Raw genomic sequence first — 25,447 nt, 5'->3', positions numbered from 1 at the left:
AGGTCATCGTGGCGCGCAAAGCCGGGCTGTTCGACCTGCGACTGGTCATCGCGATGCTGTTCGCCGTGTACGGCGTGGTCCTGGTGGTGGTCGGACTCGGCTTCACCGACGAGGCCGACCTGGCCAAGGCGGACGGGTGGAACGTCAACCTCTGGTCGGGGGTGGGGATGCTGGCGCTGGCGGCGGTGTTCGCCGCCTGGACCGCCCTGCGCCCGATCGTGGTCCCCGACGACGCGGAGGCCGAGTCCCGGCGGACGTCCTAGCGGACGCGGCGGGGGTGGTGCGGGTACACCGGGTTGAAGGCCTCGACGGTCCAGGTGTCGAGCCTGCGGATGGCGCGCCGGATTCGGGTGCGCATGGAACTCCTCTCCTCGCGGGGTCTTCACCCGGTACAGCGAAGTGACCTTCTGAATCGTTCCCGAAGGCCACCGTGAGGAGGAACACGGGGTTGTGACCACGAATGGCGCAACCGGTCGCTACCGTGCACGTCGTGCCCCGTCTCGTCGCCGCCCTGCTGGGCGCCCTGCTCGTCCTGGCCGGTTGCGCAGGCGCTGACCTGAGCAAGCAGCGGTTCCCGCGCACCACCATCCCGGCGGGCGCGGAGAACGCGGGCGACCCGTCCGGCGTTCCGGCCACCACCGCCGCCTCGGGCCAGCCCGCGGACCCCGCCTTCGCGCCGGACAGGCTGCGGCTGACCGACCCGTGCGGGCTGCTCGACCACGAGGTGCTCCAGCGCCTGGGCAAGCCGGCCCAGGAGGAGACCCCCAGCGGGTTCAGCCGCTGCTCCAACTTCATGGAGGACAAGGCGGGCAAGGACCTCGCGGTCACCGTCGAGGTCGGCCAGACCATGACCGTGGAGCTGCGCAACGCCGACAAGCAGATCGCCGGCCTGCGCGCCGCGGAGCAGGAGCTGGACGGCAGCGCCTGCTTCGTCTCGGTGATCACCCAGGACAACCCCGGCCTGGGCATCACCGTCCAGATCGGCTACAAGGACGGCGACGCCTGCGCGCCGGGCAGGCTGGTCGCCGAGTCGGTGGTGCAGCGGATCAAGGCCCGCGCGGCCACCCGGACCGCGCCCAAGGGCTCGCTGCTCACCCTGGACCCGTGCGCCCTGCCGGAGCGCGCGACGGCCGAGGCCGCGGTGGGCGCGGGCTTCCGCTACTACCCGTACGGGCTGCACAACTGCTCGTGGGTCGCCCAGGACCGCGACCGGGAGCTCGGCGTGGACTTCCGGCAGGGCTTCGTCCCCGAGGACAACAAGTTCGACGACGCGCAGACCGAGGTCGACCTCGGCGGCGGGCTCAAGGGCTACCAGGTGCAGGAGACCGGGGCGTTCCCGTCCTGCTCGGTGAAGTGGGTGCAGCGCACGTCGGGCAGGAACCAGGGCGAGCTGGTCGAGGTCAAGTCGGCGGGGCCGAAGAAGACCGAGTTCGACCGCTGCGCGACGGCGGTCGGGTTCGCCCAGGCCCTCGCGGCGAAGATCCCCAGGGCGTGATCGAGGGCTGACAGCCCGCCGAAACACCCGTTACCGTTGGGTAACACCCCTGTGCTCCCCAGGAGGGCCCCATGACGCGAACCGCTGCCGCCAGCACCGCGCGACCGGATGACGAGCAGCAGCGGTTCGCCTCGCTGGACCCGCGCACCGGCGAGGTCGTCGGCCACCACCCCGTGCGCACCGAGGCCGAGGTCGTCGAGGCGGTGCGCCGCGCCCGGTCCGCCGCCGCGTTCTGGGCGGAGCTGGGCTTCGACGGCCGCCGCGCGCGGCTGGACGCCTGGCGCAGGCTGTTGGTGCGCAGGCTGGCCGAGTTCCAGTCGCTGGTCTGCGCCGAGACCGGCAAGTCCGCCGACGACGCGCGGATCGAGCTGGGCCTGGTCGTGGACCACCTGCGCTGGGCCGCCAAGCAGGCGGCCAAGGTGCTGGGCAGGCGCAAGGTCGCCTCCGGCCTGCTGATGCACAACCACGCGGCGACGCTGGAGTACCGGCCGCTGGGCGTGGTCGGCGTGATCGGGCCGTGGAACTACCCCGCGTTCACCCCGATGGGGTCGATCGCCTACGCGCTGGCCGCGGGCAACGCGGTGGTGTTCAAGCCCAGCGAGCACACCCCCGGCGTGGGCGAGTTCCTGGCCGGGACCTTCGCCGAGGTGGTGCCGGAGTTCCCGGTGCTGCAGGTGGTCACCGGCTTCGGCGAGACCGGCGCGGCGCTGTGCCGGGCGGGCGTGGACAAGCTGGCGTTCACCGGCTCGACGCCGACCGGCAAGCGGGTCATGGCCGCCTGCGCCGAGTCGCTGACCCCGGTGCTGGTCGAGTGCGGCGGCAAGGACCCGCTGATCGTGGCCGAGGACGCCGACGTCCGGGCCGCCGCCGAGGCCGCGGTGTGGGGCGGGATGTTCAACTCCGGCCAGACCTGCGCGGGCGTGGAGCGGGTGTACGTGGCCGAGGCGGTGGCCGACGAGTTCATCGCGCTGGTCACCGAGAAGGCCCGCGCGCTGCGGCCCGGCGGGGAGCCGGACGCCGACTTCGGCCCGATCACCATGCCGCGCCAGGTCGAGGTGATCGGCGCGCACGTGGCCGACGCGCTGGAGCGCGGCGGCCGGGCCGTGGTGGGCGGGCTGGAGTCGGTCCGCCCGCCGTACGTGGAGCCGGTCGTGCTGGTGGACGTGCCCGAGGACGCCGCCGCGGTCACCGAGGAGACCTTCGGGCCGACCCTGGTGGTCAACCGGGTCGCCGACGCCGACGAGGCGGTCCGGCGGGCCAACGCGCTGCGCTACGGCCTGGGCGCGGCGGTGTTCTCCCGCCACCGCGGCGAGGAGCTGGCGGGCAGGCTGCGCTGCGGCATGGTGGCGGTGAACTCGGTGCTGGCCTTCGCCTCGGTGCCCGCGCTGCCGTTCGGCGGCGTGGGCGACTCGGGCTTCGGGCGCATCCACGGCGCGGACGGCCTGCGCGAGTTCACCTACGCGCACGCGGTGACCCGCAAGCGCTTCGGCACGCTGCTCGACCCGATGACCTACGACCGGGGGCCGCGCACCGTCCGCCACGTGCTGCGGCTGATCCGCGTCCTCTACGGCCGCTGACCCGCGCCGGGGTCGGCTTTCGCGACACTCCGGTGCCACTCCACTACTCCAGGTCACTGACCTGCTGTTTTGCCGTGCTCGTGACGGCGACTCCGGCTTTCGGGGGTGTCCGGTGTGGAGTAGGAATGGAGGTGATCAGAGTCGATCGGAGGCCGTCTTGAAGAAGATCATCAACGATCCGTCGACCGTCGTGGCGGACGCCCTGCGCGGCCTGGCCGCGGCGCACGGCGACCTGCTGGACGTGCGGCACGACCCGGCGGTGGTGCTCCGCGCGGACGCCCCGGTGCCCCGCAAGGTCGCGGTGATCTCCGGCGGCGGGTCCGGCCACGAGCCGCTGCACGGCGGGTTCGTCGGTCGCGGGATGCTCGACGCGGCGTGCCCCGGCGCGGTGTTCACCTCGCCCACCCCCGACCAGGTGCAGGACGCCGTGGCGCGCACCGACGGCGGCGCGGGCGCGCTGCTGATCGTGAAGAACTACACCGGCGACGTGCTGAACTTCGAGACCGCCGCCGAGCTGGCCGCCGCGGACGGCGTCGAGGTCAGGACCGTGGTGATCGACGACGACGTGGCGGTCCAGGACTCCACCTACACCGCGGGCAGGCGCGGCGTCGGCGGCACCGTGCTGCTGGAGAAGCTGGTCGGCGCGGCGGCCGAGCGCGGGGTCGACCTGGACGGCTGCGAGGCGCTGGCCCGCCGGGTGGTCGGGCAGGTGCGCTCCATGGGGCTGGCGCTGACCCCGTGCACCGTGCCGCACGCGGGCGAGCCGAGCTTCACCCTCGGTGAGGACGAGATGGAGCTGGGCATCGGCATCCACGGCGAGCCCGGTCGCCGCCGGGTGCCCGCGGGCACCGCCGACGAGATGGTGCGGGCGCTGCTGGAGCCGATCCTGGAGGACCTGCCGCTGGCCGAGGGCGACCGGGTGCTGCTGTTCACCAACTCCATGGGCGGCACGCCGCTGATCGAGCTGTACGTGGCGCACGGCATCGCCGAGCGGCTGCTGGCCGAGCGCGGCATCCGGGTGGAGCGGCGCCTGGTCGGCCCGTACGTCACGAGCCTGGAGATGCAGGGGATGAGCCTGACGCTGCTGAAGCTGGACGACGAGCTGGTGGAGCTGTGGGACGCGCCGGTGCACACCCCCGCGCTGCGGTGGGGTGTCTGATGGGGTGCACGGCGGCGGACGTGGCCGACGCGCTGCGCGCGGCGACGCGGGTGGTGGCCGAGCACCGCGACGAGCTGGTGCGGCTGGACCGGGAGATCGGCGACGGCGACCACGGTGAGAACCTCAACCGGGGCTTCGCCGCGCTGGTGTCCAAATTGGACGAGAGCGTGCCCGCCTCGCCCGGCGGCGTGCTGCGGTTGGCGGCCACGACGCTGATCTCGACCGTGGGCGGCGCGGCGGGACCGCTGTACGGCACGGCGTTCCTGCGCGCCGCCACGTCCGTGGGCGACGCGGCCGAACTGGACGCCGAGGCCGTCGCCGGGGCGCTGAGCGCGGCGCTGGAGGGCGTGGTGGCGCGCGGCAAGGCGGAGGTGGGCGACAAGACCATGGTGGACGCGCTCACCCCGGCCGTGGTCGCGGCGCGGGCGGCGGCGTCCGGCGGGGTGCGGGACGTGCTCACCGCGGCGGCGGAGGCCGCCGAGATGGGCGCGGAGTCGACCGTGCCCCTGGTGGCGCGCAAGGGACGCGCGTCCTACCTGGGGGAGCGCAGCGCGGGGCACCTGGACCCCGGCGCGCGCTCGACGTCACTGCTGCTGCGCACCTTCGCCGGGGGTGCCGGGTGATCGGGCTGGTGGTGGTCTCGCACAGCGCCCTGCTCGCGCGGGGCGTGGCCGAGCTGGCCGGGCAGATGGCCCCGGACGTGCGGATCGAGCCCTCCGGCGGGGACGGCTCGGGCGGGCTGGGCACGGACTTCCTCGACGTCGGCCGGGCGATCGGCGCGGCCGACTCGGGCGACGGCGTGGTGGTGCTGTTCGACCTGGGCAGCGCCCGGATGGTGGCGGAGATGGCCGCCGAGGAGCACGCGGGCGAGGTGGCCGTGGTGGACGCGCCGCTGGTCGAGGGCGCGGTGGCGGCGGCGGTCGCGGCGCAGGGCGGCGCCGCGCTGGCCGCCGTGGCCGAAGCCGCCACCACCGGTGCGGCTCCGGCTGGTGCGGCTCCCGGTGGCGACGGGCCGTCGGGGGTGCCCGCCGCGACGGCCGTGACGGCCGAGGTGCTGCTGACCAACGACGTGGGCCTGCACGCGCGGCCCGCCGCGCTGCTGGTGCGGGCGCTGACCGGGCTGGACGCCGAGGTGGTCGTGCGGTTGGGGGAGCGGTCGGCGGACGCGCGCAGCGTGATGGCGCTGATGGCGCTGGGCGCGGTGGGCGGCCAGCGGGTCGCGGTGGAGGCGACCGGCGCGGACGCGGCCGAGGCGGTGCGGCGGGTCGAGGAACTGGCCGCGCGCGGCTTCGACGACTGACCCCGCAGCGGGTCAGGGCAGTTCCAGCGCCCTGATGACCGGGTCGACGTCCAGTTCGGGATCGGCGGTGCGCGCGGCGCGCAGCGCGCCGATCAGCACCGCCACGAGCATCTCCACGACCGTGTCGGTGTCCAGCGGGTCCGCGCTGGTCAGGTGGTCCCTGGCGAGCTGGTCGGCAGCGGTGGCGTAGAGCCGGGCGGCCAGGCGGACCGCCGGGCGCTCGAAGTCCAGGCCCAGGTTCCGGCACAGCTCGCGGTGCCCCTGGTCGCGGACGTCGTCGAACTCCTCGGACTCCGGGGCGGGCGGGCGCAGCACCAGGTGCAGCGCCACGTCCCGGTGGTCGGCCAGGTAGGCCAGGTGCGCGGCGTGGGAGCGCCTGATCCGCCTGCCCAGCGGGATCTCGGGGTCGTCGCAGTGCAGCGCGAGCACCTCGCGGCCGATCTGGCACAGCACCTCCTGGTAGAGGCCCTGCTTGCTGCCGAAGTGGTGGAAGACCAGGCCGTGCGCGACGCCCGCCGCCCTGGCGATGTCGGCCGCCTTGACGTCCTCGTAGGCCGAGGCCATGAACAGCTCCCTGGCCGCCGCGAGCACCTTCTCCCTGGTCTGCGCCGCGGCTGCCTGGCGGCGGGTCGGCGTGGTGGACGGCACTGACTGCTCCTCTGCGTGCTCGGGCCGTCATCCTAACAGTCATTGACTCCCAGTCAGTGAGTACTGGTGCCGCGGTGGCCGGACTGCTACGTTGACCGCAAGTCACTGATTGGAAGTCAACAAAGGAGACGGCGATGTCCGAAGTCCTGATCACCGGCGCCACCGGCACGGTCGGCGGCCTGGTGCTGGAGGAGGCGCTGCGCAGAGGTGTCCGGGTGCGCGTGCTGGTGCGCGACAAGCAGCGGGCGAAAGGGCTGTCCGACGCCGTGGAGGTGGTCCAAGGCGACCTGAGCGACCGCGAGGCGGTGCGCGAGGCGCTGCGGGGCACGCGGGCGGCGTTCTACGTCTCCCCGCACGAGGCCGACGAGGTCGAGCTGGGGACGATCTTCAAGGAGGAGGTCGAGCGCGCGGGCGCGCGCCTGGTCTTCGCGGGCTTCCACGTCCAGGACCCCGACCAGCGCCAGGCGGCGGCGCGTGCCATGCCCGCGTACGAGCCCAAGTTGCGGATCGCCGCCGCGTTCGCCGATTCGGACACCCGGCCCGTGCTGGTGAACCTGACCAACTTCGCCCAGAACGACGAGATCTTCCGCGAGGACATCCTCAACGGCGTCTTCCCGACGCCGCTGCACCCCGGCGGCGTCAACCGGGTCGACCTGCGCGACGCGGCGGAGGTGGTCGTCACCGCGCTGGCCGACCCGGACTTCCCCGCGGGCTCCTACGACGTCGTCGGGCCGGAGTCGCTCAACGGCGAGCAGAGCGCGCGGATCTGGGCGGAGGAGCTGGGCAGGCCGGTGCGCTACACCGGTGACGACCCGAACTGGCGCGAGGCGCTCGTGGCGCGGTTGTCCGGGCGCAAGCTCACGGACTGGATCAGCAGCTTCGAAGTGCTCGGCTCGGCGCCGATCCCGACCGACCCGGCCCAGGTGCGGGCCGTCACCGAACTGCTGGGCCACCCGCCGCGCTCGTTCCGCGACTACGTCCGGGACACCGTCGCCCACTGGCGCTGACCGCGTCTGCAAGTACTACCCGACGCCTCCAGGCGGGCCGGTAACTACCACCGGCCTCCTGGACGCGCGGTTCGCGCTCCCTGCATCGTTCACTTGTTCGATACCGATGGTGAAGCTCACGGCTGCGCAACGTGACGACCGTGCGATAGTCGCCTGAAGTTACCGCCTGGTAGCCACTCCGTCCGAGTGGGAGGTATCGCCATGACACGTCAGTTCGGCACCGTCGGTGTCGTCGGCCTCGGCACCATGGGCGCGGGCATGGCCGAGGTGTTCGCCCGCACCGGGCTGGCGGTCGTCGCGGTGGACGTGGACGACGAGGGCGTGACGCGCGGCCGGTGCCACCTGGAGCAGTCCACCGGACGCGCGGTCGCCAGGGGCAAGCTGGACGAGGCGGGACGCGCCGAGCTGCTGGGGCGCATCACCTGGGGCACCTCCCTGGACGCGCTGGCGGGCTGCGACCTGGTCGTCGAGGCGGTGCCGGAGCGGATGGAGCTCAAGGCGCGCGTCTTCGCCGAGCTGGACCGGGTCTGCGGCCCGGACACCGTGCTGGCGTCCAACACCTCCTCGCTGTCGATCACCGAGCTCGGCGTCCACACCGGACGCCCCGACAAGGTCGTCGGGATGCACTTCTTCAACCCGGCCCCGGTGCTCAAGCTGGTCGAGGTGGTCAAGACCGTGGTCACCGAGCCGGACGTGGTCGCCGACGTGGTGGCGCTGGTCGAGCGGCTGGGCAAGAGCCCGGTGGTCATCGGCGACCGCGCCGGGTTCATCGCCAACGCGCTGCTGTTCGGCTACCTCAACCACGCGGTGCGCATGTACGAGGCGCGCTACGCCACGCGCGAGGACCTCGACGCGGCCATGCGGCACGGCTGCGGCTACCCCATGGGGCCGCTGGCGCTGCTGGACCTCATCGGCCTCGACACCGCCTACGAGATCCTCGACACGATGTACCACCAGTCCCGCGACCGGCTGCACGCCCCGGCGCCGCTGCTCAAGCAGATGATCACCGCGGGCCTGCTGGGCCGCAAGAGCGGGCGCGGCTTCTACACCTACGACGGCGTCGACTCGCCCACCGCCGTGCCGGACGCGCTGACCCCCGTCGCCGCCGAGGAGGACGTCCCGGCGCGCGAGGTGCGGCGGGTCGGCGTGGTCGGCACCGGCACGATGGCCACCGGCATCGCCGAGGTGTTCGCCAAGCGCGGCTACGACGTGGTGCTGCGCGCCCGCACCGAGGCCAAGGCGCAGGCCGCCGTGGCCAAGGTCGGCAAGTCCCTGCACAAGGCGGTGACCAGGGGCAAGCTGACGGCGGCCGACCGGGACGCCGCGCTGGCCAGGATCACCCCCGCCGCGGACTTCGAGCGGCTGGCCGACTGCGACCTGCTGGTCGAGGCGGTCGCCGAGGACCTGGCGGTGAAGAGGGCGGTGTTCCAGGCGCTGGACGAGGTGTGCAAGCCCGGCGCGGTGCTGGCCACCACCACGTCCTCGCTGCCGGTCATCGAGTGCGCCGCGGCCACCTCGCGCCCCGAGGACGTGGTGGGCCTGCACTTCTTCAACCCCGCCCAGGTGATGAAGCTGGTCGAGGTGGTGGAGACCATCTCCACCGCCCCCGAGGCGGTGGCCACCGCCCGGCGGGTGTGCCTCGACCTGGGCAAGCACCCGGTGCACTGCGGCGACCGCGCGGGCTTCATCGTCAACGCGCTGCTGTTCCCCTACCTCAACGACGCGGTGCGGATGCTGGAGGCCCACTACGCCGGGGCCGACGACATCGACAACGCCATGAAGGTCGGCTGCGGCCTGCCGATGGGGCCGTTCGAGCTGCTGGACGTGGTGGGCCTGGACGTCTCGCTGGCCATCCAGCGCACCCTGTACCTGGAGTTCCGCGAGCCGGGGTTCGCGCCAGCGCCGCTGCTGGAGCACCTGGTGACCGCCGGGCGGCTGGGCCGCAAGACCGGCAAGGGCTTCCGGGACCACACCTGATGCGCGGGCCCGCCGGGGCGTTTGACATCGTGGACCCATGCGGCGTGTGGTGATCTCGTTCCTGGTGGCGGCGCTCGGCGTGACGAGCGCCTGCTCCTACACCGTCAACGGCACTCCGGTCTCGGCGAAGGCGCTCGACGTGGACCCCCCGTTCTCGTCGCAGCCGTCCGCGCCCAGCACGACGAAGCGCCCGGCGGGGAACGGGTCGGTCGGCGACATCTGCTCGCTGGTCGGGTGGGGCGACCTGCCCTACGACGTGCGGGACAAGAACGCCAAGCCCACCGAGACCGACTACGACGCGACGTTCGACCAGTCGTGCAAGTGGCAGACCAGCGTGGGCGACCTGGACGTGGGCGTGACCCTGCGGTTCCGCGAGGGACGGCCGATCTCGCTGGACCAGAGCAACGGCGAGTTCCAGGTGGGCGACCGCAAGGTCACCTACTTCGACCGCACCACCGACCCCAGCGTGCAGCCCTCCTGCGTGCTGGTCATGGACTACGCGGGCGGCGGCGTCGGGATCATCGTGATCGACGGCTCGGCCCGGTTCGGCCCGATCTGCGACCAGGGCAAGAAGGTCGCCGAGGTGCTGCTGGCCAAGGAGCCCAACGGCTGACCGGGACCGGTCAGCCGCCGCAGCACCCACCGCCGCAGCAGCCCCCGCCACCCCCGCCGCTGGGCGCGGTGGCCTTGCCGCCGAGCCCGACCATGGACAGCAGCTTGACCGTGTCGTCGTGGCCGTGGGGGCAGGTGGCGGGCGCGGTGGACTCGCTCATGGGGCGCTGCACGTCGAAGGTGGACCCGCAGGCCCGGCAGCGGAACTCGTAGGTCGGCACGGCGGTATTTTCCCCGCTGACCGACCGCCGACGCCAGTGCGGGCGCTCACGCCGCGGGACGGTGGCGATCACCGCCGGTGCGCGGGCTACCGTGGTGTCCCGTGCCCCGCCGCAACCGCCCGAAGCGCACCGCCGAACCGACCCCGCCCGGCGGGCACGGCTGGGCGCGGGCCGAGTCCGCCGCCGACGGCGAGTGGTTGGTGCGGACCGTCTCCGGTGCGGCGACCACCAAGACCTACCGGTGCCCCGGCTGCGACCACGAGATCCGGCCCGGCACCCCGCACGTCGTGGCCTGGCCCGCGGCGGAGTACGGGTCGGTCGAGGACCGCAGGCACTGGCACCAGGGCTGCTGGTCCGCGCGCGGCCGTCGCGGCCCCACCAGCCGCCGCTGGTAGGCGGGCCGTGAGCGAACCGGTCCCGATCACCGCGAACACCGTCCTGCCCGCCCGGCGGGAGGCCGTCACCCTGCTCACCGAGGACGGGTTGCGGCTGGTCGGCGAGTTGTCCCTGCCGCTGGGGCGCGAGCCGCTGGCCACGCTGGTCCTGCTGCACCCGCTGCCCACGCGCGGCGGCATGATGGACTCCCACCTGCACCGCAAGATCGCCTGGCGGCTGCCCGCGCTCGCCGGGGTGGCGGTGCTGCGGTTCAACACGCGCGGCACCGCGAGCGAGGCGGGGCGCAGCGAGGGCCGCTTCGACGACGCCGTGGGCGAGCGGTGGGACGTCGCCGCGGCGCTGGCGCACGTGACGCGCCTGGGCCTGCCGGACGTGTGGCTGGTCGGCTGGTCCTTCGGCACCGACCTGGCGCTGATGCACGGGTGCGACCCGGCGGTGCGCGGCGCGGTGCTGATCTCGCCCCCGTTGCGGTGGAGCGGTCCCGAGCACCTGCGCGCGTGGGCGCGCTCGGGCAAGCCCGTGGTGTGCCTGGTGCCCGAGCACGACTCCCACCTGCCCCCGGAGCCCGCCCGCCGCCGCTTCGGCGCGGACCTCCCGACCGCGCGGGTGGTCGACTTCCCCGGCGCGAAGCACCTCATGGTGGGGCGGGCCGAGGAGGTGCTCGACGCGATCGTGTCCGCCGTCCTGCCCCAGGTGCCCACCCCGCTGCCCCGCACCTGGTCCGGCCCGTGCGAGCGGCGCCAGGTCACCATCCACACCCCCTGAACCGAGCGTCCGGACACCGCGAACCGAGCGTTCGGGATGCCGGGTAGTGGTTACCGGCCCCGGCGGAGGTGTCGGGTAGTACTTGCAGGCGCAGTTCGGGGGTGGGTGCGGTCTAATTCCAGCTGGGTTGCCACTCGACGCCGGTCGGCCGTCCACCCCCGGAATTCATGTACTCGTGCGCGGCCCGGCGTGCTTCGGCGAGCGGGATCTCCGCGTCCACCGGGAATTCGGTGTCCGAACCGGTGAAGTAGTAGAGGGGAGGGCGCTCGGCGGTGTCCGGTCCCCTGCTGACGCAGGCGTCAGGGGCGTCGGGGCCTGAGTAGTACAGGACTCCGCGACTGGTGCGGGCGTCCAGCCCCACGTCGAGGATGGCGTGGCCCGGATCGCCGTGGACGAGCAGTTGGACGGTGATGGGCGCGTTCCACCCGACGACGGTGTCCAGCACGGCATCGAGTTCGGCCGGGGTGCGGACGACCGTAGGCCCGGTGGCTTTCCGGTCGTACCAGGCGTCTAGCGCCACCACGGGCGAGCACCTCCTGCGTATCGCTTGCGGATGGGTTCCCCTTGTTCGGTCGTGCCGTGCACGGTGATCGTCGCTCCTTCCGGGAGCAGGATCGGCACGAGGGTGTCACAGCCGAAAGGACCGGCGCACGGCTCGTTGTTGATCAGGACCGTCGCGTGCCGGACTCCATCGCGGACCATGCGTGCGGCGAGTTTGATCTCCACGTCTCCGGTCCTGGCTGACTTCCGCGGCATCCCCATGTCGCGTAGCCGTCTGTCCGCCTCAGCGGCATCATCGTCACGGCCGCTGACAACCGGTTGCGCAGTGCCGTCCGCGCCCAGCAGGTAACCGCACGTCTTCTGGCCCGTTCCGGGCATGACGGGTGGCGGGAGTTCACGCCGCAGTCGCTCGACCTGTTCCACAGGAACTGCGGGTGGGTTGCCGCTATCCGGCTGTCGAACCGAGGGCGGTTGCGGTTGTCGAGGCGCGCTGTTGTCGGCAGACAAACGGTCCGCGATGTTCTCGGCGTCTTTCACAGCCGCGTTGAGCAGTGGCCACAGATGGCCCTTGCACCCGTCCACTACCCGTTGGAACGCGGCGAGGACCTGCGCCATGTCGGGTTCGAGGCAACGCGCGCCCGCCAACGCGCGGGCCACCATGTCGTGTGCTTCTCGGGTCAGGTCTTCCACCTGTTCCAACGCCACCCGCGCTTGGATGCCCTTCGAACACGCGGCCCGAATGCGTGCGGTGACCTCCTTGAGCGACGCCACTCTCGCTACACGCCCACGAAGTCCGCGAGCCTGCGCAGGTCGCCCTTCACCGAGCGTCGTTCGCGCCGGAGCATTCCGCGCAGCATGGAGTGGACCCGCCCGGTGAAGAGGAGTTGTTCGGGAGCGGACGCCCTGGCCAGGTTCAGCGCGTCCAGCGCTTCGCGGTCGCGCCGTCGCAGGTAGTGCGCCCAGGCGACGGTGATCAGGTGCGAGGTCCGCCGTTCGGACAACTCCTCGGGCAGGTCGTCGTGCGGCACGCGCTCGGCTTCCGAGACGGCCGCTTTCGGGTCGCCCAGTTCGAGGGCCAACCACACGCGGTGAATGGCGATGTTCGTGGGGCCGAAGGCGAGCCAGAAGTCATTCCGGTCCCCGGTCTTCTCCGCGGCGCGGGCCGCTTCGGCCAGGTAGTCCCGCGCCGCCCGGTGGTCGCCCAGCGTGGCCGCCCCGACGGCGCCTTTCAGCATGAGCGATCCGTACATGCTGTAGGACTGCGGGGAATCGAGGTGAGGGCGCAGGGCGTCCGCCGCCGCGACCGGGGCGTCGATCGATTCCGTCAGGCGGCCCGTGTGGCGCAGCACGACGGCCAGTCGCCACGCCCCGCCCGCGACCAAGAGGCGATCACCGGATTCCTCGGCGGCGTGCATCGAGCGCTCGGCGGCGATCCACGGCAGGTGCGGCTCGCCCAACCGGTCCAGCATTCCGGAGGTCACCCGGTACACCAGCGCTTGGAGCTTGGTGGCCGTGCGCTTCTGCTCCTCGTTCTCGGCGGAGTGCACCAAGTGCCAGGCGTCCGCGATCATGTCCGGAACGAGCGGGGCCATCTCGGACCACCGCTCGGTCTGCGAGTGCGCGAACGCTTTCTCCACGCGAATGCGGAGGTGCTCCGGCGAAACGGGTGTTCGGTCGGGTTCACCGATCAGCGTGGCTATTCCGTTGTAGCGGAGCATCGCGGCTTCGATGGCCGGAACGACGCTCGGGGCGGTGCCGAGGGAGTCCTCCCGCTTCGCCGTTGCCCGGAATGGCCCTGGCAGCAGCGTCGACGGGGGAATTCGCAGCGCATCGGCCACGGTCACGATGGTGGACAGCTTGTCCACCTCGCGCTTGCCGTTCTCGATTTGCCTGAGCCACTCGGTCGTGCGCCCCCCGACCAGGGCGCACAGCACTTCCTGGGTCATCCCCTGCCGCTTGCGGTAGTAGGCGATGCGTTCGCCCACGGTCGCCTCGGTGTCCGGCCGCATGAGTCGAGGATACCCATTCTCGACTAGCCGAAAGGAAGCCCAAAAGATATTTGGGGGCGTCGCGGAAAGCGGTCCTAGTGTCCCCGTCGAGTGGAATCGGAAACGGCCGGCGTCAATCTGAAAGAAATTCGTGGTGGCGGGTGAAGAGGAGTGCCGGAGGAGCCGCCGCGAATCGGATGGCGCTCAGCGCTCCAGTGGGAGGAAGTCATGAGGACAACCGCGTCAACACCGCCGTTGTCGATCGGCCGCGCCGACAACCGGGGGCGGTACGTCAGCCGCCTGCCCGTGCCCTACGTGACAGCGTGGTCGGCTGAGGAGGTGGACAGTTCCGCCGTGGTCCTCCTCCCCGACGGCCAGGGGATCGGTTACCGCGATGAGACGCCCTTGGACCGCGACGAGCGGGGTGTCCTGCTCAAACGCACCCCTGACGCGCCGAACCGGGGCAAACCGGAGTTCGGCGTCGTCCACGCCGCTCGTCAGCGCCACGCCATGTCGCACCTCCTCTGCCAGGTGTGCGGCAACCCGGCGGACACCGACGAAGGGGGCACGCTCTGGTTGCTCCAGGACCACCGGGCGGACTGGTCCGGCTGGCCCGTTGGCATGGCCTGCACGGAACCACCCGTGTGCGAGGAGTGCACCGCCCTGGCCGCCCGCTCGTGCCCGGCCCTGCGCAGAGGTCACGTCCTGCTTCGCGTGCGCAGCGCACCTCTCGTGGGAGTGCGCGGAACCCTGTGGGGCCGATCCCCTCTCGGCGTCCCCCGAGCGGTCGACACGATCACCACCACCTTCGAGGACCCCCTGATCCCGTGGGTCCTCGCGTTCTACCTAGTCCGCCAACTGCGGCAGGCCACCCTGATCACCTGAACCCCCCGGTCGGGCAGCCGTGCGGTGGTCACCGGCCTCACGGGGACGTCACGGTGAGCAGCAGCGGCACGCCCGCGCCTTCCCGGGCGGCCAAGTCGGCGAGGAAACCACCGAGCCAGCCGATCGCGTCCAGCGACCACTCGCTCAGCGTGCCCCGGAAGGTCACGCGGTGACGCGGAGGACCGGACCAGACCGTGTCGGGCAGGGGCGGAGGCGCCGGAACCCGTTCGGCCAGGGACTCGCACCGGAAGACGTTCTGGTCCAGTTCGGCCAGCAGGCGGTGAACGCGTCGCGCCACGGCGGGGACGACCGGGTCCTGGCCGCTGTCCAGCGTGACGTGCACCGGCGTCGCGGATCGCACGTCGTCGAACCAGGCCGCGGTGGACAGCGACGGCATCCGGGCGTGCTGGGGGCGGGCCGAGACGTCCAGGCTCTGCGCGGGCAGCAGCACCTGCGCCGACTGGAGCCTCAGCGCGCCGAGCCGCGCGGTGACGTCACCGGCGCAGCGCAGGAACGGCTGCACCGGCAACGGCCTGTCGCCGGGCACCGAGTCGACCCCCACCTGGAACCACGTGACGAGCGAGGACCCCGGCGCGGCGAGGGGGTGCTCCCGCCCGGCGTCGTTCATGCCCCACAGGCTGTCGAGCCAGCCCATCGCCAGCGCCCGGTCGTGGAACTGGCCGTAGGGGTCGCGATCGGTGTCCGGAACCCGGTCGGGACGCGGCGTCAGCTCGCCGTAGAGCGCGGCGAACAGGGTTCCCGCGACCCCGTGAGAACCCGGTGCCAGCCCTGGGCGGGCCTCGTCACTTCCCAACGGACTTCCTCCACGAGTCGAGCGTTTCAGGATGCCGGGTAGTAGTTACCAGCCCCGGCGGAGGCGTCGGGTGGTACTTGCAGGCGAGAATTCGGGGCATGGACTTGCCGCTGGTGCTGCTGCACGCGTTCCCGCTGGACTCGCGCATGTGGGACGGGGTGCGCGAGCGACTCGACCCGATCACGCCCGACCAGCGCGCGCAGGGCGAGCCGGACCTGGCCGCCGCCGCCCGGCGGGTGCTCGACCACCTGGACGAGCGCGGGATCGAGCGGGCCGTGGTGGGCGGCTGCTCGATGGGCGGCTACGTGGCGATGGCGCTGCTCAGGCAGGCACCGGAGCGGGTCGCGGGCCTGGTGCTGGCGGACACCCGCGCGGGCGCGGACACCGAGGAGGCGAGGGCGAACCGGCTCGCGGTGGCCGAGCGCGCCGAGGCGGAGGGCGTCGGCGAGTGGCTGGCCGGGACGGTGCCCGCGCTGCTCGCCCCGACTTCACCCGAAGAGGTGAGCTCACGGGTGCGGGGCTGGGTGCTCGACCAGGACCCGGCGGACGTGGCGTGGGCGCAGCGCGCGATGGCCGCGCGACCGGACTCCACCGAGCTGCTACGGGCCGCGCGGGTGCCCGCGCTGGTGGTGGTCGGCGAGCACGACGGCCTCACGCCGCCGCGGCAGGCCCGCGAGTTGGCGGACCTGCTGCGGGGTGAGCTCGTCCAGCTGCCGGGAGCCGGGCACCTGGCACCCGTCGAAGCGCCGGACGCCTTCGCGGACGCGGTGCTGGACTGGCGTCAGCGCTTGGCGCTCTGAGCCTTCGGCGGGGTCGGGCGGGGCATCTTCTGGGTCGGCCCGTCCGGTCCCGGCCTGACCTCGGTCTTGGCGTCGGCCTTGACCTCGGTCTTGGCGTCGGTCTTGGGGTCGGCCTTGGCGCGGGGGGTCTCCAGCTCCACGGTGGCCCCCACCTCCGACGGCTGCGCGGCAGGAGTCTGGGCCGCACCCTGGGTCGCACCCTGGGCCGGAGCCTGCTTGGGCTGCGGCTTGGCGGCGGGCGCGGGCCGGGCGGCCTGGGGCTGGCCAGTCGGTGCCTGGCCAGTCGGTGCCTGGCCAGTCGGTGCCTGGCCAGTCGGTGCCTGGCCAGTCGGCGACTGGGCGGCCGGGGCCTGGCTCCTGGTGGGCTGGGGGCGCTCCTCCTCCAGCGGGTCCAGCAGCGGCGTCACGTCGTGCAGCGCCGCGCGGACCGAGTGCAGCTGCTGCGACAGCCGGTTGCGCAGCTGCTTGAGCGCGTCCACCTTCTGGGTGGCCTGGGTGACCCGGCGGTTGGCCTCCTCGGTGGCCTCGCGGACCCGCCGGTTGGCCTCGTCGGTCGCCTCCTGCACGCGCGCGGTGGCCTCGCTGATGGAGTCGTGCCGCCTGCGGTTGGCCTCCTCGGTGGCCTCGCGCACCAGCCGCTGGGCCTCGGCGTTGGCGGCGGCCTGCTCCTGCGCGACCTGGGCGCGGATGCGGGCGGCCTCGTCGGTGGCTTCGCGCACCAGCCGCTGGGCTTCCGCGTTGGCGGCGGCCTGCTCCTGCGCGACCTGGGCGCGGATGCGGGCGGCCTCGTCGGTGGCCTCGCGCAGCCTGCGCTCCGCCTCGGCCTTGCTCGACGCCTCCTGCTCCGCCAGCGACTTCATCGCCTCGACGCGGCGGGCCGCCATCGCGATCTCGAAGTCCTCCTCGACGGTGGCCCGCCGCTGCTGGGACTCCTCGTCCAGCTTCGCCGCCGCGTCGCGCGCCTCGCCGACGATGCGCTCGGCCTCGGCGCGGGCCTTCTCCAGCACGCCCCGGTGCTCGGCCTCCATCTCGGTGCGGCGCTGGTCCTGCTCGGCGATGAGCTGCTCGTACCGCGCGCGCAGCGCGCTCGCGTCGGTCTCGGCCTTGGTCCTGATGTGCCCGGCCTCGGCCTCGGCGCGCGCCTTGATCTCGGTGGCCTCGTCCTGGGCCAGGCGCAGCATCCGCTGCAGCCGCTCGCTCAGGCCCTCCAGCGTGGTGGGCGGCAGGGACAGCCGCTCGACCTGGCCGCGCAGCTCCGCGACCTCCGAGCGGGCCGCTTCGAGCTGGCGCGCGAGGTCGTTGGTCTGCGAGACCGCCGCGTCGCGGTCGGCGGCCAGCAGCCGCAGGTCCGAGTCGAGGCGCTCCAGGTGGTCCTCGACCTGCCCGCGGTCGTAGCCGCGTTTGACGATGTCGAAGCCGGAGCCCAGGGGGACAAGGTCACGGTCGTCGGCGAGGCCCATGGCGCTCACGCTACCCGCTCCCGACGCGCGACCGGCACTGGCAGGTCGCGCATCGGTGCGATTTCCTTTACACGCCGCGGAAGCGGTTGATCTCCGCGAGGTGCGCGGCGCGCAGTTCCGGGTCGCGCACGCCCAGCCCCTCCTCGGGGGCGAGGCACAGCACGCCGACCTTGCCCTGGTGGGCGTTGCGGTGCACGTCGTGGGCGGCCTGCCCGGTCTGCTCCATCGAGTACACCTTGGACAGTGTGGGGTGAACGCGACCCTTGGCGATCAACCGGTTCGCCTCCCACGCCTCCCGGTAGTTGGCGAAGTGCGAGCCGATGATCCTCTTCAGGTTCATCCACAGGTAGCGGTTGTCGTACTGGTGCAGGTACCCGCTGGTCGAAGCGCACGTCACGATCGTGCCCCCCTTGCGGGCCACGTAAACACTGGCGCCGAAGGTCTCCCGGCCAGGGTGCTCGAAGACGATGTCGGGGTCCTCGCCCCCGGTCAGCTCCCGGATGCGCGCGCCGAAGCGCTTCCACTCCGCCGGGTCCTGGGTGTGCTCGTCCTTCCAGAACCGGTAGCCCTCCGCCGACCGGTCGATGACCAGCTCCGCGCCCATCCGGCGGCACAGCTCCGCCTTCTCCGGCGAGGAGACCACGCACACCGGCGTGGCGCCGCCGTTGAGCGCGAACTGCGTGGCGTAGGAGCCCAGCCCGCCCGAGGCGCCCCAGATGAGCACCGTGTCGCCCTGCTTCATGTTCGCCCCGTTGACCGAGACCAGCTGCCGGTAGGCGGTGGAGTTGACCAGGCCGGGGGAGGCGGCTTCCTCCCAGGTCAGGTGGCGCGGCATCGGCATCAGCTGGTTGGCCTTGACCAGCGCCAGCTCGGCCAGTCCGCCGAAGTTGGTCTCGAAGCCCCAGATGCGCTGCTCCGGGTCGAGCATGGTGTCGCCGTGCCCGTCCGGGTGCTCCAGCCGCACGTCCAGGCAGTGCGCCACGACCCGGTCACCGGGCTGCCACGCGCCCACCCCCGGCCCGGTGCGCAGCACCACGCCCGCCAGGTCCGAGCCGACCACGTGGTAGGGCCGGTCGTGCTTGCCGCCGTAGCGCTTGAGGAAGGCGAACGTGGGCAGCGGCTCGAAGATCGAGGTCCACACCGTGTTGTAGTTGATGGCGCTGGCCATCACCGCCACCAGCGCCTCGCCCGGCCCCACTTCCGGTGTGGGGACCTCGTCGACGTGCAGGGACTGGCGCGGGTCCTTGTCGCTGATGGCCAGGTCGCGGAACATGTCGGCTTCGTCGGCGTGCACGGTCACGCCCCGGTAGCTCTCGGGGACGGGCAGCGAGGCGAGGGCTTCGGGTTCGTCACCGAGAATCGCGTCGAGGATCTTCTGCACGGCGTTCCCTCCACTGGGGGGTGCGTTGAGTTGCCGGAGGTTACCCACGGGTAACCGATTCAGAGATCCTCGCTGTGAGCCAACGCACTGGCCGGTCAGTGCCCGGCGGCGGGCTCCACCAGCTCGACCAGCACGCCGCCCGCGTCCTTGGGGTGCACGAAGTTCACCCGGCTGCCCGCGGTGCCCCGCCGAGGGGACTGGTACAGCAGGCGCAACCCCTTGGCGCGCAACGCCTCCGCGGCAGCCTCCACATCGGACACCCGGTAGGCGAGCTGCTGCAGACCGGGACCGGACCGGCCGATGAACTTGGCGATCGTCGATTCCGGGGTCAGCGGCGCCAGCAGCTGGATCGCCGTCCCTTCGGGGTCGCCCGGCGCGCGCAGCATGGCCTCGCGCACGCCCTGCTCCTCGTTGACCTCCTCGTGCGCCACTTCGAGGCCGAAGTGCTCGACGTGGAAGGCGATGGCGGCGTCCAGGTCGGGCACGGCGATCCCGACGTGGTCGACAGCGGTGACGAACTCGTGCAGCTGCTCCATGTCCCGGCACCCTAGCCACCGAATCGGTGCAGGCCACGCTGTGCGGCGCCTCACAGGCTACCGGGCGGTAACGCTCGGTATCGTGACAGGTTAACAACCGCTCACACTCGCGTGGAGGCCGCTGTGTCCGGTTCCGTCATCGTCGCCGGGGCCCGCACCCCGATGGGTCGACTGCTCGGTTCGCTGAAGGACTTCTCCGGCGCCCAGCTCGGCGGCGTCGCGATCAAGGCGGCGCTGGAGCGGGCGGGCGTCGCCCCCGAGCAGGTCCAGTACGTGATCATGGGCCAGGTGCTCACCGCGGGCGCGGGCCAGATCCCGGCCCGCCAGGCCGCGGCGCAGGCGGGCATCCCGATGACGGTGCCCGCGCTGACCATCAACAAGGTGTGCCTGTCCGGCCTCGACGCCATCGCGCTGGCCGACCAGCTCATCCGCGCGGGCGAGTTCGACGTGGTGGTCGCGGGCGGCCAGGAGTCCATGACCCAGGCCCCGCACCTGCTGCCCAAGTCGCGCGGCGGCTTCAAGTTCGGCGACGTCACCATGCTCGACCACATGTCCCACGACGGCCTGTTCTGCGCGTTCGACCAGGTCGCCATGGGCGCGTCCACGGAGAAGCACAACGCCCGCTACGGCGTCACCCGCGAGGAGCAGGACGCCTTCGCCGCGCGCTCGCACCAGCTGGCCGCCAAGGCCGCCCGGAACGGCGTGTTCGACGAGGAGATCACCCCGGTCGCCATCCCGCAGCGCAAGGGCGAGCCGGTGCTGTTCAGCACCGACGAGGGCGTGCGCCCCGACACCACCGCGGAGACCCTGGCCAAGCTGCGCCCGGCCTTCGCCGCCGACGGCACCATCACCGCGGGCTCGGCCTCGCAGATCTCCGACGGCGCGGCGGCGGTGGTCGTGATGAGCAAGGCCAAGGCCGAGGAGCTGGGGCTGAGCTGGCTGGCCGAGATCGGCGCGCACGGCGTCGTGGCGGGCCCGGACGCCAGCCTGCACGAGCAGCCGTCCAACGCGATCAAGGCCGCCTGCGCCAAGGAGGGCATCGACCCGGCGCGGCTGGACCTGGTCGAGATCAACGAGGCGTTCGCCGCGGTCGGCGTCGTCTCCACCAAGCAGCTCGGCATCGCCGAGGACAAGGTCAACGTCAACGGCGGCGCGATCGCCCTGGGCCACCCGATCGGCATGTCCGGGGCCCGCATCGCGCTGCACCTGGCCCTGGAGCTCAAGCGCCGCGGCGGCGGCGTGGGCGCGGCGGCCCTGTGCGGCGGCGGCGGCCAGGGCGACGCGCTGATCGTGCGCGTGCCCAAGGGCTGAGGTGGCCCGCACCGCTGACGTGGCGGAACTGGTCGACCGCGCGCGTGCCGGACAACCGCGCGCGGTCGCCAGGCTGATCTCCCTGGTCGAGCAGGCGGGGCCGAGGCTGCGCGAGGTCGCGCGGGCGCTCGCGCCGTTCACCGGGCGCGCCAGGGTGGTCGGCCTGACCGGCGCCCCCGGCGTCGGCAAGTCCACCTCCACCTCCGCGCTGGTCCGGGCGCTGCGCGCGCGGGGCCAGCGGGTCGGGGTGCTGGCGGTGGACCCGTCCTCGCCGTTCTCCGGCGGCGCGCTGCTGGGCGACCGGGTGCGGATGGGCGAGCACGCGGGCGACCCCGGCGTGTTCATCCGCTCCATGGCCACCAGGGGCCACCTGGGCGGGCTGTCCTGGGCCACGCCGCAGGCGCTGCGGGTGCTCGACGCGGCGGGCTTCGACGTGGTGCTGGTGGAGACGGTCGGGGTGGGCCAGTCCGAGGTCGAGGTGGTCGCGCTGGCCGACACCGCGGTGGTGCTGCTCGCGCCGGGCATGGGCGACGGGGTGCAGGCGGCCAAGGCGGGCATCCTGGAGATCGCCGACGTGCTCGTGGTCAACAAGGCCGACCGCGACGGCGCCGACGCCACCGTCCGCGACCTCAAGCACGCGCTGTCCCTCGGTCGTCGCGAGCGCGAGGCCGGGCTGTGGCGGCCCCCGGTGGTGCGCACCGTCGCGGCCACCGGCCAGGGCGTGGCCGACGTGGTGGCGGCGATCGACGCGCACCGGGACTGGCTGGTCGGCCGGGGCGAGCTGGAGCGCCGCCGCACGCGCCGGGCGGCGGGCGAGGTGGAGGCCATCGCGGTGGCGCGGCTGCGGGCGGGTTTCGCGGGCCGGGTCGGCGGGGCCGCGCTGGAGGCGCTGGCCAGGCGGGTGGCGGCGGGCGAGCTGGACCCGTACGCGGCGGCCGACCGGCTGCTGGCGGGTCCGCCGGACCGCTGACCCCCGGAAGTGGTTGACTGCCGGGCGGACCGGCGGCGAAGGGGGAGACGTGGACCAGGTCGTGGTGGACATCGGCACCCGCGACAGCAGGCGGGTGGTGGTGGGCGGTGTGGTGGCCCTGTTCTTCGGGCTGTCCGGCCTGGCGGGCGCGGTCATCGCGTTCCGGGACGGCGAACCCGTCGGCGGGAGCGTCGCGCTGGTCATCGGGCTGGTGCTGACCGCCATCCCGGTGCTGGTGCTGGTGTCCTGGAAGAAGGTCTCCCGGCCGCGCCTGCTGGTGCTGGAGGTGCCCGGCGTGCGGTGGGACGACCCGCAGGGCACGCCGTGGGCGGTGCCGTGGCACGAGCTCTCGGCGGTGTCGGTCTCGCGCACCCGCGAGCGCGTCACCAGCCTGGCCACCCTGCTGCTGCGCAAGACCATGGTGCGGCTGGACCTGTTCCCCGCCGACCCGAACGCCTTCCGCGCCCGGCACCCCGGCATGGCGCACCTGGCCCGCCCGGACGGCCGGTACCGGGTGCCGCTGGGCGACGCGGCCCGGCTGGTGCCGGTGCTGGACCGGGCGGCCACCCGCTACGCGCCGCGCCTGTACCGAGGTGTTCAGGACGAGGGGTTCACCGTCGGGCTCACGTGAGCCTCGTGCTGGGCGACCGCCTTGGCCCACAGGATTTTCCGCTCGTGCGCGGGGAAGGTGAGGCCGAAGACGTCGGCCAGCGCGGCGGACCAGTCCGCCTCGCGCTCCAGCACCGTGCTCGTCGTCGTCCCGGAGATCCGCGACAGCGTCAGCGCGCGCAGCACGTCCCGCCCGCCGCCGTCGACCCGCAGCACGCCGAAGGTCCGCACGAAGCCGGACTCCGGTGACGTCGACAGCTCCAGGTGCTTGTCGGCGAAGTCGGCCATCCGCGCGGTCGCCGTCGAGAAGTCCATGCCGTGGAAGCCGCCGCGCGGGTCGTGGTCGAACCGCCACCCGTCGGTGACCTCCGAGCGCCGCAGCCGGAAGGTGAACGGTCCCTGCCGGTGGACGCCCTCGCGCAGCGGCAGCGGCGAGTGCGGCCCGTCGCCCATGCCCGCGTCGACCAGCCACACCTCGTCGGAGTCGGGCAAGTCCCGCACGGTCAGCGCGAGGTGGCCGTGGCCGACCCCGGCGGGCGAGTCCGGGTGGCCCTGCACGCCGCCGGGGTGCAGGGCCACCCGGTAGCCCAGGGCGCGCAGCAGTTCGGCGAGCGCGCCGTTGAGGTGGAAGCAGTAGCCGCCGCGGCGCAGCCGGACGATCCGGTCCGCGGAGACCAGCGGATCGAGCGGGGTCAACCGGCCCAGCTGGATCTCCACCGCCTCGTAGGGCACGCGCTCGACGAAGGCCCGGTGCAGCCGCCCCAGCGCCGCCACGCCGGGAGGTTCTGCCTCCGTCACGCCGAGTCTCCGCAGGAAAGCCGGCACGTCGAGGATTCGCACGGAAATTCCCCCAAGCGGGTGGTAAAAGGAAGCCGGGACTTCCGACTCTAGGCAGCGACGACCACACAGCCGACGGTATGGGTACGGCAATTGGGGGATAAGAGGCGCCAATGTACGACGCGGCTGGTCTGGAGGTGCTGTCCCGTGAGGAGTGCCTGCGGCTGCTCGCCCGCACCCCCGTGGGCAGGCTGGTCTTCACCGACCGCGCGCTGCCCGCGGCGCACCCCGTGGTGTACGCGCTGGACGGCGAGTCCGTGGTGATGCGGCTGCCCGAGGGCAGCGCCGCGCTCACCGCCCGCGACACCGTCGTGGCGTTCGAGATCGACGACCTGGCGCACGACCTGTCCAAGGGCTGGAGCGTGCTGGCGGTGGGGCACGTGTCCGAGGTGTCCGACCGCTGCGAGCTGGCCCGGCTGGACGGGCTGGGGCTGCCCTCGCGCGGCTGGGGCGGCGGCGACCACTACCTGGTGGTCGAGCTGGAGCTGCTCACCGGCCGCCGCATTCCCTAGCCGCACCGGGTGCGTTCCCCAGACGTATCCCCTGATCGTGTCCCACTCACGCCCCCTAGGGCGGTACCCCCGCCAGGCGCTAACCTCGAAGCTCGCCTGCTGGGAGGGTGGGTCGGGTGACGGGTTCGGCGGACGGCGGCGCGACGCGGCTGGACGGCCTGCTGCGCGAGCTGACCGACCGCACCGCCGAGGTCGTGCTGTCCCAGGAGCGGATGCGCAGGCTGCTGAGCGCGGTGGTGTCGCTGGCCAGCGACCTGTCCCTGCCCGACGTGCTGCGCCGCATCGTGGAGTCCTCGTGCAGCCTGGTCGGCGCCCGCTACGGCGCGCTGGCCGTGGTCGGGCCCAACCGGCAGCTGCTGGAGTTCGCCTACGGCGACGGCGAGCACCGCGCCGACTTCGACGGCACCGCCTTCGACCCGACCGGGCCCGGCTTCCTGGGCGTGCCGGTGCGCGTGCGCGGCAAGGTCTTCGGCAACCTCTACCTGACCGACAAGGACAACGGCGCCGACTTCACCAAGGCCGACCACGAGGTGGTGGTGGCGGTGGCCGCCGCGGCGGGCATCGCGATCGAGAACGCCCGCCTGTACGAGGAGTCCCGGCAGCGCGAGGTGTGGCTGCGCGCGTCCAACGAGGTCACCCGCGCGCTGCTGACCGGCACCCCGGACCCCGACGCGCTGCACCAGGTCGCGGTGCGCGCCAGGCTGGCCGCCGACGGCGTCAGCGCCGTGCTGGCGCTGCCCGACGCGCGCGGCGAGCTGGAGGTGCGGGTGATGGACGGGCCGCTGCCGGGGTTCACCGTGTCGCGGGAGGGCAGCGCCAGCCGCGAGGTGTTCTCCAGCGGCACGCCGCGGGTGCTCGACGGGCTGCCCGGCCACTTCGAGCGGATCGGCCCGGTGGTGATCGTGCCGATGGCGGCGGGGGAGCGGGTGCTGGGCGTGCTGCTGGTGGCCCGCGCGCGGAACCGGCCCCAGTTCACCCCCTCGGACGTGTCGCTGGTCGAGGCGTTCGCCCGGCAGGCGGCGCTGATCCTGGAGTTCACCAGGGTGCAGGGCGCGAGCAGGCGCATCGCGGTGCTGGAGGACCGCGACCGCATCGCCCGCGACCTGCACGACCTGGTGGTGCAGCGGCTGTTCGGCCTCGGGCTGGCGCTGCAGGGGCTCAACGGGCTGGTGGAGCAGCCGGTGGTGGCCACCCGGCTGGCCGACTTCGTCGACGAGGTCGACCAGACCATCCGGGAGATCCGGCGCACCATCTTCTCCCTGCGGGAGCCCGCGACCGGCAACCTCAGCCTGCCCGCGCAGCTGCTGCGCGTGGTGCAGGAGTCGACCCGGCTGCTGGGCTTCGAGCCGACGCTGGCGGTCGACGGGCCGCTGGACTCGGTGGTGCCCGACGAGGTGCGGCCGGACCTGCTGGCCACGCTGCGCGAGGCGCTGGCCAACGTGGGCAGGCACGCCGGGGCGAGCAAGGTGCACGTGGACGTGACCGTCGACCGGGCGGGCACGCTGCTGGAGCTGGTCGTGCGCGACGACGGCAACGGCCTGCCCGAGGGCGGGGCGCGGCACACCGGGGGCCTGGCGAACATGGCGACCCGCGCCACGCGGTGGGGCGGGTCGTGCGAGGTCTCCTCACGAGCGGGCCACGGCGTGACGGTCCGGTGGTCCGCACCGTTGGTAGCGGGGTAGGAGG

At 73.1% G+C, this 25,447-nt stretch carries 28 protein-coding genes; 18 read left to right on the top strand and 10 right to left on the bottom strand.

Features of this window, described 5'->3' with window-relative positions:
- The first annotated feature begins 8 nt into the window (after positions 1 to 8).
- The 6 genes from JOF41_RS24515 to dhaM all read left to right on the top strand — a co-directional run bounded on the left by JOF41_RS24515 (position 9) and on the right by dhaM (position 5,531).
- Positions 9 to 263, top strand: a complete 255-nt coding sequence (locus JOF41_RS24515; protein ID WP_189222685.1) for a hypothetical protein — start codon at positions 9 to 11, stop codon at positions 261 to 263.
- Positions 264 to 490: 227 nt separating this feature from the next.
- Positions 491 to 1,495 carry a DUF3558 family protein gene (locus JOF41_RS24510; protein ID WP_189222686.1) on the top strand — a complete coding sequence of 335 codons (1,005 nt, stop codon included), beginning with the start codon at positions 491 to 493 and terminating at the stop codon, positions 1,493 to 1,495.
- Positions 1,496 to 1,566: 71 nt separating this feature from the next.
- A complete protein-coding gene (locus tag JOF41_RS24505) occupies positions 1,567 to 3,072 on the top strand; it encodes an aldehyde dehydrogenase family protein (RefSeq protein WP_209622236.1) in 1,506 nt (501 codons plus the stop codon).
- Between the two features lie 157 nt (positions 3,073 to 3,229).
- Positions 3,230 to 4,231 carry a dihydroxyacetone kinase subunit DhaK gene (dhaK, locus tag JOF41_RS24500; RefSeq protein WP_189222688.1) on the top strand — a complete coding sequence of 334 codons (1,002 nt, stop codon included), beginning with the start codon at positions 3,230 to 3,232 and terminating at the stop codon, positions 4,229 to 4,231.
- Complete coding sequence (dhaL, locus tag JOF41_RS24495) at positions 4,231 to 4,854, top strand: dihydroxyacetone kinase subunit DhaL (RefSeq protein WP_209622234.1); 624 nt, start codon at positions 4,231 to 4,233, stop codon at positions 4,852 to 4,854. Before dhaK ends, dhaL begins: the two co-directional genes overlap by 1 nt.
- On the top strand, positions 4,851 to 5,531 hold the full coding sequence (gene dhaM, locus JOF41_RS24490) for a dihydroxyacetone kinase phosphoryl donor subunit DhaM (protein ID WP_209622232.1): 681 nt from the start codon (positions 4,851 to 4,853) through the stop codon (positions 5,529 to 5,531). Before dhaL ends, dhaM begins: the two co-directional genes overlap by 4 nt.
- Before the next feature lie 12 nt (positions 5,532 to 5,543).
- Here dhaM and JOF41_RS24485 read toward each other — a convergent pair whose 3' ends face one another.
- Positions 5,544 to 6,179: a TetR/AcrR family transcriptional regulator gene (locus JOF41_RS24485; RefSeq protein WP_189222691.1), complete on the bottom strand. Its 636-nt coding sequence runs from the start codon at positions 6,177 to 6,179 to the stop codon at positions 5,544 to 5,546.
- Positions 6,180 to 6,313: 134 nt separating this feature from the next.
- On the opposite strand from JOF41_RS24485, the gene JOF41_RS24480 reads away from it, so the two are divergent.
- From JOF41_RS24480 to JOF41_RS24470, 3 genes are all read left to right on the top strand, one after another.
- Positions 6,314 to 7,186 carry an NmrA family NAD(P)-binding protein gene (locus JOF41_RS24480; protein ID WP_189222692.1) on the top strand — a complete coding sequence of 291 codons (873 nt, stop codon included), beginning with the start codon at positions 6,314 to 6,316 and terminating at the stop codon, positions 7,184 to 7,186.
- A 201-nt stretch (positions 7,187 to 7,387) separates the two neighbouring features.
- Positions 7,388 to 9,163, top strand: a complete 1,776-nt coding sequence (locus JOF41_RS24475; RefSeq protein WP_209622230.1) for a 3-hydroxyacyl-CoA dehydrogenase family protein — start codon at positions 7,388 to 7,390, stop codon at positions 9,161 to 9,163.
- A gap of 37 nt (positions 9,164 to 9,200) precedes the next feature.
- Complete coding sequence (locus JOF41_RS24470; protein WP_209622228.1) at positions 9,201 to 9,776, top strand: DUF3558 family protein; 576 nt, start codon at positions 9,201 to 9,203, stop codon at positions 9,774 to 9,776.
- Between the two features lie 10 nt (positions 9,777 to 9,786).
- Here JOF41_RS24470 and JOF41_RS24465 read toward each other — a convergent pair whose 3' ends face one another.
- Complete coding sequence (locus JOF41_RS24465; protein WP_189222695.1) at positions 9,787 to 9,996, bottom strand: FmdB family zinc ribbon protein; 210 nt, start codon at positions 9,994 to 9,996, stop codon at positions 9,787 to 9,789.
- A 101-nt stretch (positions 9,997 to 10,097) separates the two neighbouring features.
- On the opposite strand from JOF41_RS24465, the gene JOF41_RS24460 reads away from it, so the two are divergent.
- Together JOF41_RS24460 and JOF41_RS24455 are read left to right on the top strand one after the other, a co-directional pair.
- Complete coding sequence (locus tag JOF41_RS24460; RefSeq protein ID WP_189222696.1) at positions 10,098 to 10,391, top strand: Rv1322 family protein; 294 nt, start codon at positions 10,098 to 10,100, stop codon at positions 10,389 to 10,391.
- A gap of 7 nt (positions 10,392 to 10,398) precedes the next feature.
- A complete protein-coding gene (locus JOF41_RS24455; protein ID WP_189222697.1) occupies positions 10,399 to 11,157 on the top strand; it encodes an alpha/beta hydrolase in 759 nt (252 codons plus the stop codon).
- A gap of 112 nt (positions 11,158 to 11,269) precedes the next feature.
- Here JOF41_RS24455 and JOF41_RS24450 read toward each other — a convergent pair whose 3' ends face one another.
- Genes JOF41_RS24450 through JOF41_RS24440 form a run of 3 tightly spaced genes read right to left on the bottom strand, consistent with a single transcriptional unit; the run spans position 11,270 to position 13,667 of the window.
- Positions 11,270 to 11,677, bottom strand: coding sequence for an Imm1 family immunity protein (locus JOF41_RS24450; protein ID WP_209622226.1), 408 nt, complete (start codon positions 11,675 to 11,677; stop codon positions 11,270 to 11,272).
- Positions 11,668 to 12,429 carry a DddA-like double-stranded DNA deaminase toxin gene (locus tag JOF41_RS37925; protein WP_209622224.1) on the bottom strand — a complete coding sequence of 254 codons (762 nt, stop codon included), beginning with the start codon at positions 12,427 to 12,429 and terminating at the stop codon, positions 11,668 to 11,670. Before JOF41_RS37925 ends, JOF41_RS24450 begins: the two co-directional genes overlap by 10 nt.
- Positions 12,430 to 12,434: 5 nt before the next feature.
- Positions 12,435 to 13,667 carry a helix-turn-helix domain-containing protein gene (locus JOF41_RS24440; protein WP_209622222.1) on the bottom strand — a complete coding sequence of 411 codons (1,233 nt, stop codon included), beginning with the start codon at positions 13,665 to 13,667 and terminating at the stop codon, positions 12,435 to 12,437.
- 207 nt (positions 13,668 to 13,874) lie between these two features.
- Between JOF41_RS24440 and JOF41_RS24435 the strand changes: the two genes are divergently transcribed.
- The gene (locus JOF41_RS24435; RefSeq protein ID WP_189222701.1) at positions 13,875 to 14,531 is read left to right on the top strand and encodes a hypothetical protein; all 657 of its coding nucleotides are present in this window, start codon (positions 13,875 to 13,877) and stop codon (positions 14,529 to 14,531) included.
- A 37-nt stretch (positions 14,532 to 14,568) separates the two neighbouring features.
- On the opposite strand, the gene JOF41_RS24430 is transcribed toward JOF41_RS24435, so the two are convergent.
- Positions 14,569 to 15,345 carry a hypothetical protein gene (locus JOF41_RS24430; protein ID WP_244989671.1) on the bottom strand — a complete coding sequence of 259 codons (777 nt, stop codon included), beginning with the start codon at positions 15,343 to 15,345 and terminating at the stop codon, positions 14,569 to 14,571.
- A 98-nt stretch (positions 15,346 to 15,443) separates the two neighbouring features.
- On the opposite strand from JOF41_RS24430, the gene JOF41_RS24425 reads away from it, so the two are divergent.
- Positions 15,444 to 16,145, top strand: a complete 702-nt coding sequence (locus JOF41_RS24425) for an alpha/beta fold hydrolase (protein ID WP_209622219.1) — start codon at positions 15,444 to 15,446, stop codon at positions 16,143 to 16,145.
- Here the strand turns inward: JOF41_RS24425 and JOF41_RS24420 are convergent.
- The 3 genes from JOF41_RS24420 to mce form a co-directional block, all read right to left on the bottom strand.
- Entirely contained in the window at positions 16,127 to 17,605 is a 1,479-nt protein-coding gene (locus JOF41_RS24420) for a coiled-coil domain-containing protein (RefSeq protein ID WP_209622216.1), read from the bottom strand. The two genes, JOF41_RS24425 and JOF41_RS24420, sit on opposite strands and share 19 nt — an antisense overlap.
- Positions 17,606 to 17,672: 67 nt before the next feature.
- Positions 17,673 to 18,986: a crotonyl-CoA carboxylase/reductase gene (ccrA, locus tag JOF41_RS24415; RefSeq protein ID WP_209622213.1), complete on the bottom strand. Its 1,314-nt coding sequence runs from the start codon at positions 18,984 to 18,986 to the stop codon at positions 17,673 to 17,675.
- Positions 18,987 to 19,081: 95 nt separating this feature from the next.
- The gene (gene mce / locus JOF41_RS24410; protein ID WP_209622210.1) at positions 19,082 to 19,522 is read right to left on the bottom strand and encodes a methylmalonyl-CoA epimerase; all 441 of its coding nucleotides are present in this window, start codon (positions 19,520 to 19,522) and stop codon (positions 19,082 to 19,084) included.
- 123 nt (positions 19,523 to 19,645) lie between these two features.
- On the opposite strand from mce, the gene JOF41_RS24405 reads away from it, so the two are divergent.
- From JOF41_RS24405 to JOF41_RS24395, 3 genes are read left to right on the top strand one after another with little or no spacing between them, the layout of a single operon-like run.
- Entirely contained in the window at positions 19,646 to 20,833 is a 1,188-nt protein-coding gene (locus JOF41_RS24405; protein ID WP_189222705.1) for an acetyl-CoA C-acetyltransferase, read from the top strand.
- Position 20,834: 1 nt separating this feature from the next.
- Positions 20,835 to 21,803: a methylmalonyl Co-A mutase-associated GTPase MeaB gene (meaB, locus tag JOF41_RS24400; protein ID WP_209622207.1), complete on the top strand. Its 969-nt coding sequence runs from the start codon at positions 20,835 to 20,837 to the stop codon at positions 21,801 to 21,803.
- 49 nt (positions 21,804 to 21,852) lie between these two features.
- Positions 21,853 to 22,434, top strand: coding sequence for a hypothetical protein (locus tag JOF41_RS24395; protein WP_189222707.1), 582 nt, complete (start codon positions 21,853 to 21,855; stop codon positions 22,432 to 22,434).
- Here JOF41_RS24395 and JOF41_RS24390 read toward each other — a convergent pair.
- Complete coding sequence (locus JOF41_RS24390; protein ID WP_306344666.1) at positions 22,401 to 23,210, bottom strand: arylamine N-acetyltransferase family protein; 810 nt, start codon at positions 23,208 to 23,210, stop codon at positions 22,401 to 22,403. The genes JOF41_RS24395 and JOF41_RS24390 overlap by 34 nt on opposite strands.
- Before the next feature lie 152 nt (positions 23,211 to 23,362).
- Here JOF41_RS24390 and JOF41_RS24385 point away from each other — a divergent pair, with 152 nt between their 5' ends.
- Entirely contained in the window at positions 23,363 to 23,761 is a 399-nt protein-coding gene (locus tag JOF41_RS24385) for a pyridoxamine 5'-phosphate oxidase family protein (protein ID WP_189222709.1), read from the top strand.
- Positions 23,762 to 23,877: 116 nt separating this feature from the next.
- A complete protein-coding gene (locus JOF41_RS24380) occupies positions 23,878 to 25,443 on the top strand; it encodes a sensor histidine kinase (protein WP_189222710.1) in 1,566 nt (521 codons plus the stop codon).
- Positions 25,444 to 25,447 lie beyond the last annotated feature (4 nt).

This window comes from Saccharothrix coeruleofusca, assembly GCF_017876325.1.
Taxonomy (GTDB): domain Bacteria; phylum Actinomycetota; class Actinomycetes; order Mycobacteriales; family Pseudonocardiaceae; genus Actinosynnema; species Actinosynnema coeruleofuscum.
This window is presented reverse-complemented; position numbering and strand designations above follow the sequence as displayed.

Excerpts from the sequence above, each read along its gene's own strand:
- JOF41_RS24505 (WP_209622236.1), top strand. The coding sequence starts at position 1,567 with ATGACGCGAACCGCTGCCGCCAGCACCGCGCGACCGGATGACGAGCAG.
- dhaL (WP_209622234.1), top strand. The coding sequence starts at position 4,231 with ATGGGGTGCACGGCGGCGGACGTGGCCGACGCGCTGCGCGCGGCGACG.
- JOF41_RS24480 (WP_189222692.1), top strand. The coding sequence starts at position 6,314 with ATGTCCGAAGTCCTGATCACCGGCGCCACCGGCACGGTCGGCGGCCTG.
- JOF41_RS24475 (WP_209622230.1), top strand. The coding sequence starts at position 7,388 with ATGACACGTCAGTTCGGCACCGTCGGTGTCGTCGGCCTCGGCACCATG.
- JOF41_RS24470 (WP_209622228.1), top strand. The coding sequence starts at position 9,201 with ATGCGGCGTGTGGTGATCTCGTTCCTGGTGGCGGCGCTCGGCGTGACG.
- JOF41_RS24440 (WP_209622222.1), bottom strand. The coding sequence starts at position 13,667 with ATGCGGCCGGACACCGAGGCGACCGTGGGCGAACGCATCGCCTACTAC.
- JOF41_RS24435 (WP_189222701.1), top strand. The coding sequence starts at position 13,875 with ATGAGGACAACCGCGTCAACACCGCCGTTGTCGATCGGCCGCGCCGAC.
- JOF41_RS24425 (WP_209622219.1), top strand. The coding sequence starts at position 15,444 with ATGGACTTGCCGCTGGTGCTGCTGCACGCGTTCCCGCTGGACTCGCGC.
- JOF41_RS24420 (WP_209622216.1), bottom strand. The coding sequence starts at position 17,605 with ATGGGCCTCGCCGACGACCGTGACCTTGTCCCCCTGGGCTCCGGCTTC.
- mce (WP_209622210.1), bottom strand. The coding sequence starts at position 19,522 with ATGGAGCAGCTGCACGAGTTCGTCACCGCTGTCGACCACGTCGGGATC.
- JOF41_RS24385 (WP_189222709.1), top strand. The coding sequence starts at position 23,363 with ATGTACGACGCGGCTGGTCTGGAGGTGCTGTCCCGTGAGGAGTGCCTG.